This window comes from Kitasatospora sp. MAP12-44 (assembly GCF_029892095.1).
In the GTDB taxonomy this organism is placed as follows: domain Bacteria; phylum Actinomycetota; class Actinomycetes; order Streptomycetales; family Streptomycetaceae; genus Kitasatospora.
On record NZ_JARZAE010000004.1, the window covers coordinates 5,831,682 to 5,846,657 of the forward strand.

12 protein-coding genes are annotated in these 14,976 nt (G+C 71.5%); 8 read left to right on the forward strand and 4 right to left on the reverse strand.

Annotated elements, in window-relative coordinates; genetic code table 11:
• The first annotated feature begins 68 nt into the window (after nt 1-68).
• Complete coding sequence (locus P3T34_RS26840) at nt 69-938, forward strand: serine protease (protein ID WP_280668600.1); 870 nt, start codon at nt 69-71, stop codon at nt 936-938.
• A gap of 116 nt (nt 939-1,054) precedes the next feature.
• Here the strand turns inward: P3T34_RS26840 and P3T34_RS26845 are convergent, their stop codons facing one another.
• The gene (locus P3T34_RS26845; protein WP_280668601.1) at nt 1,055-1,285 is read right to left on the reverse strand and encodes a hypothetical protein; all 231 of its coding nucleotides are present in this window, start codon (nt 1,283-1,285) and stop codon (nt 1,055-1,057) included.
• A gap of 520 nt (nt 1,286-1,805) precedes the next feature.
• Here P3T34_RS26845 and P3T34_RS26850 point away from each other — a divergent pair.
• From P3T34_RS26850 to P3T34_RS26875, 6 genes are all read left to right on the forward strand, one after another.
• Nucleotides 1,806-3,917, forward strand: a complete 2,112-nt coding sequence (locus P3T34_RS26850) for a DNA topoisomerase IV subunit B (protein ID WP_280668602.1) — start codon at nt 1,806-1,808, stop codon at nt 3,915-3,917.
• 158 nt (nt 3,918-4,075) lie between these two features.
• Nucleotides 4,076-4,561 (forward strand): CcdC protein domain-containing protein, encoded by a 486-nt coding sequence (locus P3T34_RS26855; protein ID WP_280668603.1) that lies wholly within the window; start codon nt 4,076-4,078, stop codon nt 4,559-4,561.
• 41 nt (nt 4,562-4,602) lie between these two features.
• Complete coding sequence (locus P3T34_RS26860; protein ID WP_280668604.1) at nt 4,603-5,760, forward strand: histidine kinase; 1,158 nt, start codon at nt 4,603-4,605, stop codon at nt 5,758-5,760.
• Between the two features lie 8 nt (nt 5,761-5,768).
• On the forward strand, nt 5,769-6,479 hold the full coding sequence (locus P3T34_RS26865; protein WP_280672417.1) for a response regulator transcription factor: 711 nt from the start codon (nt 5,769-5,771) through the stop codon (nt 6,477-6,479).
• 188 nt (nt 6,480-6,667) lie between these two features.
• Entirely contained in the window at nt 6,668-7,183 is a 516-nt protein-coding gene (locus P3T34_RS26870) for a DUF485 domain-containing protein (RefSeq protein ID WP_280668605.1), read from the forward strand.
• On the forward strand, nt 7,180-8,847 hold the full coding sequence (locus P3T34_RS26875; RefSeq protein ID WP_280668606.1) for a cation acetate symporter: 1,668 nt from the start codon (nt 7,180-7,182) through the stop codon (nt 8,845-8,847). Before P3T34_RS26870 ends, P3T34_RS26875 begins: the two co-directional genes overlap by 4 nt.
• Nucleotides 8,848-8,924: 77 nt before the next feature.
• On the opposite strand, the gene P3T34_RS26880 is transcribed toward P3T34_RS26875, so the two are convergent.
• The 3 genes from P3T34_RS26880 to P3T34_RS26890 all read right to left on the reverse strand — a co-directional run bounded on the left by P3T34_RS26880 (nt 8,925) and on the right by P3T34_RS26890 (nt 13,405).
• Nucleotides 8,925-9,860 carry a C40 family peptidase gene (locus P3T34_RS26880; RefSeq protein WP_280668607.1) on the reverse strand — a complete coding sequence of 312 codons (936 nt, stop codon included), beginning with the start codon at nt 9,858-9,860 and terminating at the stop codon, nt 8,925-8,927.
• Nucleotides 9,861-9,992: 132 nt separating this feature from the next.
• Nucleotides 9,993-10,895 carry a sucrase ferredoxin gene (locus P3T34_RS26885; protein ID WP_280668608.1) on the reverse strand — a complete coding sequence of 301 codons (903 nt, stop codon included), beginning with the start codon at nt 10,893-10,895 and terminating at the stop codon, nt 9,993-9,995.
• Between the two features lie 50 nt (nt 10,896-10,945).
• Complete coding sequence (locus P3T34_RS26890) at nt 10,946-13,405, reverse strand: DNA topoisomerase IV subunit A (protein ID WP_280668609.1); 2,460 nt, start codon at nt 13,403-13,405, stop codon at nt 10,946-10,948.
• A 233-nt stretch (nt 13,406-13,638) separates the two neighbouring features.
• Here P3T34_RS26890 and P3T34_RS26895 point away from each other — a divergent pair, with 233 nt between their 5' ends.
• The gene (locus P3T34_RS26895) at nt 13,639-14,973 is read left to right on the forward strand and encodes a pitrilysin family protein (protein WP_280668610.1); all 1,335 of its coding nucleotides are present in this window, start codon (nt 13,639-13,641) and stop codon (nt 14,971-14,973) included.
• Nucleotides 14,974-14,976 lie beyond the last annotated feature (3 nt).

Sequence of the window (14,976 nt, forward strand, 5' to 3'; positions counted from 1 at the left end):
CACTCAAGGTGATCTGTTGACTACTCTGTGGCGGTTGCCTGCCGTCGAGTCGCCCGGAGCGCCCTGTGATGTCCAACTCGTCCATCCCGCCCGGCCCCCGCGGATTCGATCGGAGCCGGCGGCGCCGGGCGATGGCGCTGGCCGTGCTGGCGGCGCTTCCGGCCGCGCTGGTCTCGCTGGGGGCCACCCCGGCGCAGGCCGACCGGCGGATCGTGGGTGGCATGGTGACCAGCACGGCCCAGTATCCGTGGGTGGTGGCGATCGCCAGCGAGACCCAGTTCGGCAGCGCCCGCTCCGGGCAGTTCTGCGGCGGCACCCTGGTCTCGCCGACCAAGGTGGTCACGGCCGCGCACTGCTTCTACGACGAGAGCACCGGTCGGCAGACCGATCGGCCGCGACTGCGGGTGATCGTCGGCCGGACCGATCTGACCAGGAAGGACACCGGCACGGAGATCGAGGTGTCGAGTGTCTGGATCCATCCGCAGTATTCGTTCCAGCAGAACATGCAGGATGTGGCGGTGCTCACGCTGGCCGTGCCGCAGGCCGGTGTCCCGGTGCTGCCGATGGTCGCCCAGGGCGACCAGAGCCCGTACGCGGTCGGTACCCGGGCGCAGGTCTACGGCTGGGGTGACACCACCGGCCACGCCACCTACGCCGACACGCTGCACGGCGTGGATGTGCCGATCGTCGCGGACAGTGTGTGCGCGTCCGACTACTCGGGTGAGCCGGAGGGGGTGTTCGATGCCCGGGGCATGGTCTGCGCCGGCGAGGCGCGCGGGGGCAAGGACGCCTGCCAGGGCGACAGCGGCGGCCCGCTGGTGGTGAACGGCCGACTGGTCGGCCTGGTCTCCTGGGGCGCCGGTTGTGCGGAGGCCGCGCACCCGGGCATCTACACCCGGCTCTCCGCCGTGGCGGGCGCGGTCAACGGCCAGCTGTGACGGCCGGGTGACCCAGAGTCAGCAGCGGGTATGACGCTGGGCGGCAGGCCGTGAAGCCTGCCGCCCAGTGGCCGGCCCGCAAGGGCCGACCTCAGCCCGTCATGGGAGCGTCGCGATCAGCGCTCGTCGGTATTGGCCGAGGCCGCCGTGGTGGCGAGACGACCGCTCTCGTCCTGTATGTCCACAGCGATCTTCTTGAGCTCCGGCTCGAACTTACGCCCATGGTGGGCGCAGAAGAGCAGCTCTCCGCCACTCGCCAGTACGACGCGCAGGTATGCCTGGGCGCCGCAGCGGTCGCAGCGGTCAGCCGCGGTGAGCGGGCTCGCAGGTGTCAGAACAGTAGTCACGTCGCCTCTTCTCTAGCTCGACGAGCTGTCGTACCAGGGTCAACATCCAACCAGGCCGAAAACGTTCCCGCTCGTGGCTTTTCTTCTTTGAGGATTCTGCTTGTGTTGATGAGGACGTGCCCCGGGCGCCGGTGGTTCATGCCTGCCGGAAACCGCGACCTGTCGATCATTCGAACATTCCATCGAACTGTTGTCCGAGGGTGGGCGTAGCATAATCCTCTACTGGGTTGGAGCATAAGCCCCGTCCTGGGCCCGGGTAGCCTGCATCTCGGCAGTTCCAGAGCTCGCGGTTCGTTCGACGGTCCGCCAGGACCCGCGGGGCAGGGGTGAGATGGCGCTTCGGCGCGACAGCCCGGTCCTGGCCCGTGTTCGCGCAGCGCGTACAAGCTGCGGGGCGTGTGCGGAGTGTGCAGCGGGCGCGGAGTGCGGCAGTGTGCGGTCGCGCCGCTCCGGACAGCGACCGCCGCTGGAACCGCCGCCGGGATCGAGATCAGAAGTTCTCATTGGAGGAGTGCACCGCGTGAGTGCCGAAACGACCGTGCCGCCCGCCCTGCGCGCCGCGGATGACGGATCCAACTACACCGCTCGGCACCTGCTCGTCCTGGAGGGGCTCGAGGCGGTCCGCAAGCGCCCCGGTATGTACATCGGCTCCACCGACAGCCGGGGCCTGATGCACTGCCTGTGGGAGATCATCGACAACGCGGTGGACGAGGCGCTCGGGGGTCACTGCGACCACATCGAGGTCGTGCTGCACGAGGACGCCTCGGTCGAGGTCCGCGACAACGGCCGCGGTATCCCGGTCGACGTCGAGCCCAAGACCGGCCTCTCCGGCGTCGAGGTCGTGATGACCAAGCTGCACGCCGGCGGCAAGTTCGGCGGTGGCTCCTACGCCGCGTCCGGCGGTCTGCACGGCGTCGGCGCCTCGGTGGTCAACGCCCTATCGGCCCGGCTGGACGTCGAGGTGGACCGCAGCGGCCACACCCACGCGATCAGCTTCCGCCGCGGCACCCCAGGCATCTTCACCGAGCTGAGCCCGGACGCCCCGTTCGACCCCGCCAGCGGCATGACCAAGGCCCGCAAGGTCCCCCGGACCCGCACCGGGACCAGGATCCGCTACTGGGCGGACCGGCAGATCTTCCTCAAGGAGGCCAAGCTCTCCCTGGAGGGCATCCACAGCCGTGCCCGGCAGACCGCCTTCCTCGTCCCCGGCCTGACCATCGTGGTGCGTGACGAGCGGCTGACGGAGAGCGACAAGGTCGAGCAGACCACCTTCCGCTTCGACGGCGGCATCGGCGAGTTCTGCGAGTTCCTGGCCCCCGACAAGCCGATCTGCGACGTGCTGCGGCTGCGCGGCGAGGGGACCTTCAAGGAGACCGTCCCGGTCCTGGACGAGCTCGGTCACATGACCCCCACCGAGGTCACCCGTGAGCTCGGCGTGGACATCGCGCTGCGCTGGGGGGCCGGCTACGACACCACGCTGCGCTCCTTCGTCAACATCATCGCCACCCCCAAGGGCGGCACCCACGTCACGGGCTTCGAGCGCTCACTGGCCAAGACCGTCAACGAGGCGCTGCGCGCGGCCAAGCTGCTGCGGGTCGCCGAGGACGACATCACCAAGGACGACGCCACCGAGGGCCTCACCGCGGTGGTCACCGTCCGGCTGGCCGAGCCGCAGTTCGAGGGCCAGACCAAGGAGGTGCTGGGCACCTCGGCCGCCAACCGGATCGTCGCCGCGGTGGTCGCCAAGGAGCTCAAGGCCTTCCTGACCTCGGCCAAGAAGGACGAGAAGCTGCAGGCCCGGGCCGTCCTGGAGAAGGTCGCCGCCGCCGCCCGGACCAGGGTCGCCGCCCGTCAGCACAAGGAGGCGCAGCGCCGCAAGACCGCGCTGGAGACCTCCTCGCTGCCCGCCAAGCTGGCGGACTGCCGCAGCGACGACGTCGAGCGCAGCGAGCTCTTCATCGTCGAGGGCGACTCCGCGCTCGGCACCGCCAAGCTGGCCCGCAACTCCGAGTTCCAGGCGCTGCTGCCGATCCGCGGCAAGATCCTGAACGTCCAGAAGGCCTCGGTCTCGGACATGCTCAAGAACGCCGAGTGCGCGGCCATCATCCAGGTGATAGGAGCGGGCTCCGGCCGCACCTTCGACGTCGACCAGGCCCGCTACGGCCGGGTGATCTTCATGGCCGACGCCGACGTCGACGGTTCGCACATTCGCTGCCTGCTGCTGACGCTCTTCCAGCGCTACATGCGCCCGATGGTCGAGCAGGGCCGGGTCTTCGCGGCGGTCCCGCCGCTGCACCGGCTCGAGCTCACCAACCCCAAGCGCGGCATGGAGAAGTACCACTACACGTACTCCGACGCCGAGCTGCGCCGCACCATGCTGGAGTTCCAGGGCAAGGGCCTGCGCTGGAAGGAGCCGATCCAGCGCTACAAGGGTCTGGGCGAGATGGACGCCGACCAGCTGGCCGAGACCACGATGGACCCGCGCCACCGCATCCTGCGGCGGATCAACCTGGGCGATCTGGCCGCCGCCGAGCAGGTCTTCGACCTGCTGATGGGCAACGACGTGGCGCCCCGCAAGGAGTTCATCGTCGACTCGGCGGCCACCCTGGACCGCTCGCGCATCGACGCGTAGGGGCTGTCTGCCGCTGCCGGTCCGAAGGGCTCTCCACCCCCGGGTGGAGGGCCCTTCCACCGTTGGTTCAACCCTGGCGCCGATCAGCCCGGCGGCCGCGATCCGTACCGTCGGAGAGGTCAGCAACACACCTCTTCCGGTGAGACGGAGCGAGTCCGATGAGTGGCCTTGTCAACATCCTGGTGATCGTCGCGGTAGTCGCCCTGGTCGTCCAACGCCAGTTCCGGGCACAGCGGATCGACACCGAGCGGCGCTTCTGGCTGCTGCCGCTGATCCTCGGCGGGCTCGCGCTGCGCGACCCGCACCTGATCGACCCGAACCACAAGGCGGCGGCGATCGGCCTGCTGCTGGCCTCGGTCCTGATGGTGGTGGCGATGGGCAGCGTCTGGGGCTGGACCGTCCGGCTCTGGCGGGAGGGCGACGGCAGCCTGTGGGCCAAGGGCACCGCTGCCACCGTGGCCGCCTGGGTGGGCATGATCGTGCTGCGCCTGGGCCTCTACGGCATCGGCTCGGCCCTGCACGTGCACCAGAGCACCAACGCACTGCTGCTGACCGTCGGAGTGCTGCTGCTGGTCCGCGGGGTTGTGGTGAACTGGAGGGCCCGTACGGTGGGCGCCTCCGACGGCCTGCGCGCGGTCGGCTGATCGCCATCGCCGCCACCACCGCCAGCACGGAAGGACCGGACATGTCACTGGAGTCCTGGGTCCGCTGGCCACCTTCGAGCATCGACGCCGCGAGGCGCTCCCGACCCCGCACGGTCCTCAACTGGGCGGGGCGGGTGGCCCTGCTGACCACCGTCGTCTCGGGCACGTACGCGACCGGCCGGTTCACCGGCTGGTCCGCCGTGCTGATGGCCCTGCAACTGCTCGTCACTACCGCGTTGTTCGTGCTGATGAGCCGCGCCTGCAGGGCCCGCCGGCTCGGGTGGGCGCTCGTGGTGGTGGTCGGCCTGCTGCTGCTCGGGATCCTGGCGCACGACCGGGGGGCGCTGCTGCTGGCGAACGTCGCCTGGTGCGGCGTTGCGGTGAACGCCCTGCTGCGGCTGCCGCTGGCGGCGGCGCTGCCGGCCTGTGCGGCGGCGCTGGGCTCGTACGCGGTGGCCGGCGGCAACGGCTACCTGGCGATGCTGGCCACTGTGGGGGGCCTGGCGCTGCTCGGCTACCTGCTCCGGCTGGACGCCGAGGCCCGGGGCGCCGCGCAGCGGCTGGTGGAGCAGCAACTGGCCGCCCGGGCGGCCGAGGCGGAGACGGCGGCGCTGGCCGAACGGGCCAGGATCGCCCGGGAGATCCACGACGTGCTGGCGCACAGCCTCTCCGCGCAGCTGGTCCACCTGGAGGCGGCCCGGCTGATGCTGGACCGCGGCGCCGAGCGTGCGCAGATCCGGGAGCGGGTGGTGGCGGCCCGCCGGATGGCGCAGGACGGACTGGTGGAGACCCGGCAGGCGCTCTCCGCGCTGCGCGGCGAGTTCACCCCGGTCGGCGAGTTCCTGGTGCAACTGGCGCACGAGGAGCGGGCCGTGCTGACTGTGCACGGCACTCCGCGCCCGCTCGCCGCCGAGGCCGGCCTGGCGGTGCGGCGTACCGCGCAGGAGGCGCTGACCAACGTCCGCAAGCACGCCCCGGGCGGGGCCTGCAGCGTGCAACTGAGCTACCTGGCGGACGAGGTGGAGCTGGAGATCCGCAACGTCCGGGCGCCGCAGGCGAAGGTGTCGGCCGAGTTGGCCGGCAGCGGCAGCGGGTACGGTCTGCTGGGGATGCGCGAACGCGCGGAACTGCTCGGCGGCAGCCTGCTGGCGGGTCCGGACAACGGAGGTTGGCGTGTGCTGCTGCGGGTACCGGCGTGAATGGGCCGATGGGCGGCGAGGCCGCCGATGCGACCAGGGTCCTGGTGGCCGACGACCAGACCGTGGTGCGCGAGGGCATCGTGATGCTGCTGGGGCTGCTGCCCGGTATCGAGGTGGTCGGGGCCGCGGCGGACGGCGAGGAGGCGGTGCGCCTGGTGGCCGAGTTCGCGCCGCACGTCGTGCTGATGGACCTGCGGATGCCGCGCTGCGACGGGGTCGAGGCGACCCGGCGGATCCGCGCGCAGTACCCGGGCACCGAGGTGGTGGTGCTCACCACCTACGCCGACGACGACTCGCTCTTCCCCGCCCTGCAGGCCGGTGCCCGGGGCTACTTGACCAAGGACGCCGGCGCCGAGGAGATCGCCCGGGCCGTCGCCGACGTGCGCTCGGGCGCGGCCGGGCTCTCCCCGCAGGTGCAGCGGCGCCTGCTGGAGCGGCTCTCCGGACCGCAGGGCGCCCCGGCGCCGGGGCCGCAGCAGCCGCCGAGGCCGGCCGGTGGCCCGCTGCCGGACGGCCTCACGGTGCGCGAGGCGCAGGTGCTCGCGCTGATCGCGGAGGGCCTGTCCAACGCGGAGATCGCCGCGACGCTCTTCGTCAGCCCGGCGACCGTGAAGACCCATATCAACAACCTCTTCGCGAAGACCGCGGTGCGGGATCGCGCCCAGGCGGTCAGTTATGCATTTCGTCATGGCATTTCGCGTCATTCGCAAACTGATTGATCATTACTTTCACCTCATTGGGTGAAAAGGCCTGCTGAATGCAGCAAAACAGTTTCTGACCCGCCATCATGGTCCCGTCAGGGTGCCGTCGGTGCGCCGATTGGATCTTCGGGGCGGGATCGTCCGGAGTGCCCGGCGCCGATTCCGACGCCCACCGCTCGGTGGCGCATCACGGGCCAGGAGCAGCTTTGGCACAGCAGGAAGTCACCGGACCAGCCGGTCGTCGCAGGTCCCGGCAGGGGCAGCGGTTCGACTGGTGGTCCGCGCCCGGCCCGGTCGGCGTGGCGCGGCGGGCCAAGGAGCCCGCCGCCGTCAAGGCCGCCCCCGTCCCCGTTGTCGTCGTCCCGGCGCCGCGCCCGGAGCGGCCGGCCGACCGGCCGCCGGACCCGGCCGCCGCGGAGGTCTACCGGGAGGTCCAGCGAAGCGAGGCTTTTCAGGAGATTCGTCGCAGCTATCGGACATTCGTATTTCCCGCCACCGCGGTATTCCTCGGTTGGTACCTGCTCTACGTGACCGCCCAGGCGGCCGCACCCGACTTGATGCGCCATCAGGTCGCCGGGCCGTTCAGCGTGGCGTGGCTACTGGGGCTACTCCAGTTCGTCTCGACCTTTCTGATCACCTGGCTCTATTCCCGCAATGCCCGCACCAAGCGCGACCGAGCAGCCCTCGGCCTGCGCTGGGAAACCCAGGACCAGCTCCGATGAAACTCACCGAGGTCCCCGTGCCTCCCGTCGTGCCCGTGCCCGTCCGCCAGCTGGCACCGTCCAGCACCGGTCAGCACCACGACCTGGCCATCGTGCTCTTCGCCCTGGTGGTCGTGGTGACCCTGGCGATCACCCTCTGGGTCGGCCGCCGCGGCCAGGCCACCGAGGACTTCTACGCCGGTGGCCGCGACTTCGGCCCGCTGCAGAACGGCATCGCGCTCTCCGGCGACTACCTCTCGGCCGCCTCCTTCCTCGGCGTCACCGGACTCATCGCGCTGTACGGCTACGACGGCGTGGTGTACAGCATCGGCTTCCTGGTCGCCTGGCTGGTCGTGCTGATGTGGGTGGCCGAACTGGTCCGCAACACCGGCCGCTACACGCTGGCCGACGTGCTGGCCACCCGGATGCGCCAGCGCCCGGTACGGGCCGCCGCCGGCCTCTCCAGCGTGGTGGTCACGCTGCTCTACCTGATCGCCCAGATGGTCGGCGCGGGCAGCCTGGTCGCGCTGCTGCTCGGCAGCACCGGGGCCGCCGCCAAGACCTGGACCATCGTCGCGGTCGGCGCCCTGATGATCATCTACGTCACGGTCGGCGGCATGCGGGCCACGACCTGGATCCAGATCGTCAAGGCGCTGATGCTGATGATCGGCGCGGTGCTGCTCACCGTCCTGGTGCTGGTGCACTTCGGCGGCGACTTCGCCGCGCTGATGCACGCCGCCGCGCACGGCAGCGGCGCCGGGGACAAGTACCTGGAGCCCGGGCTCAAGTACGGTGCCAGCACCACCAGTCGGATCGACTTCGTGAGCCTGGGCCTGGCCCTGGTGCTCGGCACCGCCGGCCTGCCGCACATCCTCTCGCGCTTCTACACCGTGCCCACCGCGCGGGCCGCCCGCCGCTCCACGATCTGGGCGATCGCGCTGGTCGGCGCCTTCTATCTGATGACCGTGGTGCTGGGGCTCGGCGCCACCGCGCTGGTCGGCTCGAAGGAGGTGCGCGGCGCCAACTCGGCCGGCAACACGGCCGTCCCGCTGCTCGCCCTCAAGCTCGGCGGCGGCGAGGGCAGCACCGGCGGCACGCTCTTCTTCGCGATCACCTCCGCCATCGCCTTCGCCACCATCCTCGCGGTGGTCGCCGGGCTGACCCTGGCCTCGTCGGTCTCCTTCGCTCACGACCTCTATGCGCAGGCCTTCCGCAGCCCGGCCAAGCCGCCGGTGTCGGACCGCCGGGAGGTGGTGGTGGCCCGGCTGGCGGCCGTGCTGATCGGCGGTCTCGCGATCGTGCTCAGCCTCTTCGCCCAGCGGTTGAACGTCGCCTTCCTGGTTAGTCTGGCCTTCGCGGTGGCCGCCTCGGCCAACCTGCCCACCCTGCTCTACAACCTCTTCTGGCGCCGCTTCACCACCCGCGGCGCCTGCTGGGCGACGTACGGCGGGCTGGTGCCGGCGCTGCTGCTGGTGGTCTTCTCGCCGGTGGTCTCCGGCAGCAAGACGGCGATGTTCCCCGGCGTGGACTTCCACTGGTTCCCGCTGGAGAACCCGGGGTTGGTCTCCATCCCGCTGGGCTTCCTGCTCGGCTGGGTGGGCACCGTCAGCGGCGAGGAGCGCGCGGACGAGGACAAGTTCGCCGAGCTGGAGGTCCGCTCGCTGACCGGCGCGGGCGCGGTCTGACCTGCTTGGAAGAGACCAGTCGTCCCCGGCAGCGCGCGCTGCCGGGGACGACTGCTTCACGGGAACGGGGGTGGGGCTTACGGGCGACCGGTCTGGGTCGGCCAGTTGCCGCTGTTCAGGTGCGAGATCCGGACGACCGTGCCGGGGTGCGCCGCCTCGACGTACTGGTTGTCGCCGAGGTAGATCGCGGTGTGCTGGATCCCGCCCGGGCTGCCGTCGGGGGACCAGTACAGCAGGTCGCCGCGCTGCAGGTCGCTGGAGCTGATCGGCGTGGTGGCGCCGTACTGCTCGTCGGCGATCCGCGGCAGCGAGATGCCGGCCCGTAGGAAGGCCTGCTGGACCAGGCCCGAGCAGTCGTAGCTGTTCGGCCCGTTGCCGCCCATTTTGAAGGGCTTGCCGACCTGGGCGAGGGCGAACTCGACGGCCGCCTCGGTGTCGCCGCTACGGGCGGCGGGGGAGTCCGAGCTGTCGGAGGAGGAGTTGTCGCTCGCGGAGTCCGAGCCCTCACCGATCCGGTTGAGGTAGATGTCCTCGTGGCTGGTGTAGCGCCACTCGCCGCTGCTGTTCTTGAACCAGTAGACCGAGCCGTCCCAGCCCTGCTCGATGCCGTCGTCGGAGGCGGCGTCGGGCGTCGGGTCGTCGCTGTCGGTACTGTCGCTGTCGCCGTAGCCGCTGTCGCCGTCATCGCCACCGGTGCGCTCGAGGTAGATGTCCTCGTGGCTGGTGTAGCGCCAGTCTCCGGCCTCGTTGACGAACCAGTAGACCGAGCCGTCCCAGCCCGCGTGGCTGGGAGCGGGCTCCGCGGCGGCGGTACCGGCGGCGGCGCCGAAGCTGATCGCTCCGACGCCCGCCAGTACGGCGGTGGCCATGGCGATACCGCGGCGCAGCCGGGTCGCCCGGCTGGCGTGCGCCCGCTGGTCGGTCTGGATCCCCTTGGCCGGAAGGGCCCCCGTCGCCCGGCGGACCTGCTCGGCAGTGTCCGGGTTCGCGACGGTCTGGGTGCGTATGTTCATGGGCGCCACGCTAAGCAGCCGACGGGCGGCGCCGCCCTGCGGAGTCCGCCGAACGGGGTGCTGACGCTCGGTGAGCGCTGGGGGCCGGCGGACCGTGGGCTCGGCGGGCAGTGGGCTCAGTGTGCAGCGGGCTCAGCGGGCCGTGACGGAGCGGACGTCCATCCGGCTCGGGGTGCCCGGAGCCTTGCCGCAGCTCTCCGGTCGGGCCGGCCGGCTCAGCTCCTGCGCCACCTCGACCCGCCAGCGCCGGCCGTCGGTGTGCGTCACCTCGCACGTCCACCGCCCGTCGCCCGAGGGCCGCTGAGTGATCGTCAGGGCCTCTATGGCCCGCTCGCCGGTCAGCTCCCGCACCGCGTGCTCCGCCGCCTGGGCCGGCCGGTCCCAGTACGAGCGCCCCCGCGACCACCGCGGCGAGGTCTGCCCGGCGGCCGTCGCGGCGAGCACCTCCTTGGCGTCCGCCTCGCTCAGCCGCCCGTAGGAGTAGCCGTACGGCAGCACCAGCATGGTGGGTGCGAAGCGGTGGCCGCCGAGGTGGGTGACCTCCCAGACCTCGCTGTGCCCCGCCGCCGCCAGCTCGGCGGCCAGCGGACGGCCCAGCATTGCGCAGCAGCGGTCGCGGCGGCCGTTGGTGCACACCAGTGCCAGCGGCCCGCCGGTGTGCTCGGCGCCGAAGCCGCCGTGCTCGCCCGCGCCCACGGCGGCCAGGTCCAGTGTCAACAGCTCGGCGGGGTCGGTGAGTTCGGCTCGGCGGAGCCAGGAGTTGCCTGGCGCGGTATGGGCCAGCAGCACCTGGTGGCGGGCCTCGCCGCGGTCGTCGGGGTGCCGCCCGGGGCGGCGGATCAGGGCCGGCCGTACGCCCGTGTCCGCGCAGGCCGCCTCCAGCGCCCGGCCCAGCTCTGTCGGCAGGTGGCTCTCGCTGAGCGCCTTGGCCCCCCACGGCCCGGACTGCTCCAGCAGCAGCCAGGTCGTGGCGGTGGCCGCGGTGGCGGCCAGCGGCTCGGCGAGTTCGCGCGACAGGGTCGTACAGGTGGTCACTCAGGTCACCCTACCCGGGGAGGGAAGGGTGACCTGAGTGACGGGTGGGGTCAGGCCGGGCCGGCGACCGCCGCGATCGGCGTGCTCACCGGGGTGCCCGAGCCGTCCCGGCGCGGGTCGCGCTCGGGCAGCTGGACCGGCGAACCGTTGGCCGCGGCCGCCCAGGCCGGCAGCGCGCCCGCCCAGGCGAAGGCCAGTGCGTCCTCGCCGCGCAGGAAGCGCTGGCAGCGCACCCCGCCGGTGGCCCGCCCCTTGCGCGGGTACTGGTCGAACGGGGTGACCTTCCAGCTGCTCTGCGCCTCACCGGTGAGCGTCCCCGAGGCGCCCGCGACCGAGACCACCACCGCGTCGGCCGCCGGGTCCACCGCCGTGAACGAGAGCACCCTGGCACCGTCGGTCAGCTTGATGCCGGCCATCCCGCCGGCCGGTCGGCCCTGCGGCCGCACCTGGCCCGCCGGGTAGCGCAGCAGCTGGGCGTCGCTGGTGATGAAGACCAGGTCCTCCTCGCCGGTGCGCAGCTCGACCGCGCCGACCACCTCGTCGCCGTCCTTGAGCGCGATCACCTCGAACTCGTCCTTGTTGGCGGGCCACTCCGGCACCACCCGCTTCACCACACCCTGCGCGGTGCCCAGCGCCAGGCCCGGCGAGGACTCGTCCAGCGTGGTCAGCGCGATCAGCCGCTCGCCCGGCTCCAGCCGCAGCAGCTCGGCCACCTTCGCCCCGCCGGCCAGCGAGACCGAGGGCTGCGGAGGCAGCGCCGGCAGGTCGATCACCGGCAGCCGCAGCACCCGGCCGGCCGAGGTCACCGCGCCGACGTCGGCCCGCGCGGTGGCGGGGACCGCCGAAACGATCACATCGTGCTTGGCGCGGTTCGCCGAGCCCTCCGACAGGTCGATCGGCCCGCCGTCCGCCGTGCGGGCCAGCAGGCCGGTGGAGGAGAGCAGCACCCGGCACGGGTCGTCGGCCACCTCGAGCGGCACCGCCAGCGCGGCGGACGGCAGCGCGCCCGCCTCCAGCAGCACGGTGCGCCGCTCGGTGCCGAACTGCTTGGCCACCGCACCCAGTTCGCCTGAGACGACGCCGCGCAGCTTGCTGTCCGACTCCAGGATCTCGGTCAGCTCGGCGATCTCCGCGGTGAGCTTGGCCTGCTCCTCCTCCAGCTCGACCCGGTCGAACCGGGTCAGCCGGCGCAGCGGCGTGTCCAGGATGTAGGCGGTCTGCACCTCGGAGAGCGAGAAGCGCTCGATCAGGCGCTCCTTGGCCTGCGTCGCGTTGTCGCTGGAGCGGATCAGCGCGATGACCTCGTCGATGTCGACCAGCGCGACCAGCAGACCCTCGACCAGGTGCAGCCGCTCCAGGCGCTTGCGCCGACGGAACTCGCTGCGCCGGCGGACCACCTCGAAGCGGTGGTCGACGTAGACCTCCAGCAGCTCCTTGAGGCCCAGCGTCAACGGCTGGCCGTCCACCAGCGCCACGTTGTTGATGCCGAAGGTCTCCTCCAGCGGCGTCAACTTGTAGAGCTGCTCCAGCAGCGCCTCGGGGACGAAGCCGTTCTTGACCTCGATCACCAGCCGCAGGCCGTGCGAGCGGTCGGTGAGGTCCTTGACGTCCGCGATGCCCTGCAGCTTCTTGGCGCCGACCAGGTCCTTGATCTTGGCGATCACCTTCTCCGGGCCGACCGTGTACGGCAGCTCGGTCACCACGATGCCCTTGCGGCGCGGGGTGACGTCCTCCACCGTCGCGGTGGCGCGGATCCTGAAGGTGCCGCGGCCCTTCTCGTACGCGTCCCGGATGCCCGACAGGCCCACGATCCGGCCGCCGGTGGGCAGGTCAGGGCCGGGGATGAAGCGCATCAGGGTGTCGAGATCGGCGCTCGGGTGCTTGATCAGGTGCCGGGCGGCGGCCACCACCTCGCTGAGGTTGTGCGGCGGCATATTGGTCGCCATGCCGACCGCGATCCCGGTCGTGCCGTTGACCAGCAGGTTCGGGAACGCGGCCGGGAGCACCACCGGCTCCTGCTCGCTGCCGTCGTAGTTCGGCGCGAAGTCGACGGTGTCCTCGTGGATCGACTCCACCAGGGCCATCGAGGCGGAGGTCAGCCGCGACTCGGTGTAGCGCATCGCGGCCGGCGGGTCGTCGTTGCCGAGCGAGCCGAAGTTGCCGTGGCCGTCGATCAGCGGGACCCGCATGGAGAACGGCTGCGCCATCCGGACGATCGAGTCGTAGATGGAGGCGTCACCGTGCGGGTGCAGCCGGCCCATCACCTCGCCGACCACGCGCGCGCACTTCACATGCGAGCGCTCCGGGCGCAGGCCCATCTCGTTGGCCTGGTACAGGATGCGGCGGTGCACCGGCTTGAGGCCGTCCCGTGCGTCCGGCAGGGCGCGGGAGTAGATCACCGAGTAGGCGTACTCCAGGTACGAATTCTGCATCTCGTCCACGACGTCGACGTCGAGGATCCGCTCCTCGAAGTCTCCGGGCGGCGGGGTCGGCGAACTTCGGCGGGCCATCGCGGCGGGGCTCCCTTGCGTCTTCAGCTGCATCACATGTCGTCACGGGGGTCTGGCGCCCCCCATTGTGGACCCTCTCGCTGACACTCCCCGCCAAGGGCCGCCCGGTGGCCCTCTTCCGCCGCTGGCGAACGCCCCTCCCGCGCGGAGGCATCTCCGGGTCTGACGCGTTGCACCACAATGGGGGCCGTAGTCAGCCCCCCGACGCATCCTGACGGGAAGGACCCGAGAGCATGGCCAACCCGGCCCCCGCCTCCACCAAAGGCATCGCCATCACCGAGCACCGCCTGGCCAACGGCCTGCGAGTGGTGCTCTCAGAGGACCACCTCACTCCGGTGGCCGCCGTCTGCCTCTGGTACGACGTCGGCTCCCGCCACGAGGTGAAGGGCCGTACGGGTCTGGCGCACCTCTTCGAGCACCTGATGTTCCAGGGTTCCGCCAACGTGTCCAACAACGGCCACTTCGAGCTGGTCCAGGGCGCCGGCGGTTCCCTCAACGGCACCACCAGCTTCGAGCGCACCAACTACTTCGAGACCATGCCGACCCACCAACTGGAGCTCGCGCTCTGGCTGGAGGCCGACCGGATGGGCTCGCTGCTCGCCGCGCTGGACGACGCGTCGATGGAGAACCAGCGCGACGTCGTCAAGAACGAGCGCCGCCAGCGCTACGACAACGTCCCGTACGGCACGGCCTTCGAGAAGCTCACCGCGCTCTCGTTCCCCGAGGGCCACCCGTACCACCACACCCCGATCGGCTCGATGGCCGACCTGGACGCGGCCACCCTGGAAGACGCCCGCACCTTCTTCCGTACGTACTACGCGCCCAACAACGCGGTGCTCTCGGTGGTCGGCGACATCGACACCGAGCAGACCATCGCCTGGGTCGAGAAGTACTTCGGCTCCATCCCCGGCCACGACGGCAAGCAGCCGCCGCGCGACGGCGCGCTGCCCGAGGTGATGGGCGGGGAGGTCCGCGAGCTGGTCGAGGAGGAGGTCCCCTCCCGCGCCCTGATGTCCGTCTACCGCCTGCCGCACGACGGCACCCGCGAGGCGGACGCCGCCGACCTGGCGCTCACCGTGCTCGGCTCGGGCGAGTCCAGCCGGCTCTACAACCGGCTGGTCCGCCGCGACCGCACCGCCGTCTCGGCCGGCTTCGGCCTGCTGCGGCTGGCCGGCGCCCCCTCGCTCGGCTGGCTCGACGTCAAGACCTCCGGCGAGGCCACCATCGCCCAGGTCGAGAGCGCCATCGACGAGGAGCTCGCCCGGTTCGCCGCGGAGGGCCCCACCGCGCAGGAGCTGGAGCGCGCCCAGGCGCAGATCGAGCGCGAGTGGCTCGACCGGCTGACCACCGTCAGCGGCCGTGCCGACGAGCTCTGCCGCTTCGCCGTGCTGTTCGGCGACCCCAAGCTGCTCAACGGCGCGCTCGAGCGGGTCATGGCCGTCACCGCCGAGGAGGTCAGGGCGCTCGCCGAGGCCCGCATCCGACCGGACAACCGGGCCACCCTCGCCTACGAGCCGCTGGTCGCCGACTCCGCCGACTCCGACACCACCGAGGAGGACGCCGCATGAGCG

What these genes read in the sequence shown, in the direction of transcription:
- P3T34_RS26840 (WP_280668600.1), top strand. Translation starts at nt 69, where the DNA reads ATGTCCAACTCGTCCATCCCGCCCGGCCCCCGCGGATTCGATCGGAGC.
- P3T34_RS26855 (WP_280668603.1), top strand. Translation starts at nt 4,076, where the DNA reads ATGAGTGGCCTTGTCAACATCCTGGTGATCGTCGCGGTAGTCGCCCTG.
- P3T34_RS26860 (WP_280668604.1), top strand. Translation starts at nt 4,603, where the DNA reads ATGTCACTGGAGTCCTGGGTCCGCTGGCCACCTTCGAGCATCGACGCC.
- P3T34_RS26865 (WP_280672417.1), top strand. Translation starts at nt 5,769, where the DNA reads ATGGGCGGCGAGGCCGCCGATGCGACCAGGGTCCTGGTGGCCGACGAC.
- P3T34_RS26875 (WP_280668606.1), top strand. Translation starts at nt 7,180, where the DNA reads ATGAAACTCACCGAGGTCCCCGTGCCTCCCGTCGTGCCCGTGCCCGTC.
- P3T34_RS26880 (WP_280668607.1), bottom strand. Translation starts at nt 9,860, where the DNA reads ATGAACATACGCACCCAGACCGTCGCGAACCCGGACACTGCCGAGCAG.
- P3T34_RS26890 (WP_280668609.1), bottom strand. Translation starts at nt 13,405, where the DNA reads ATGGCCCGCCGAAGTTCGCCGACCCCGCCGCCCGGAGACTTCGAGGAG.
- P3T34_RS26895 (WP_280668610.1), top strand. Translation starts at nt 13,639, where the DNA reads ATGGCCAACCCGGCCCCCGCCTCCACCAAAGGCATCGCCATCACCGAG.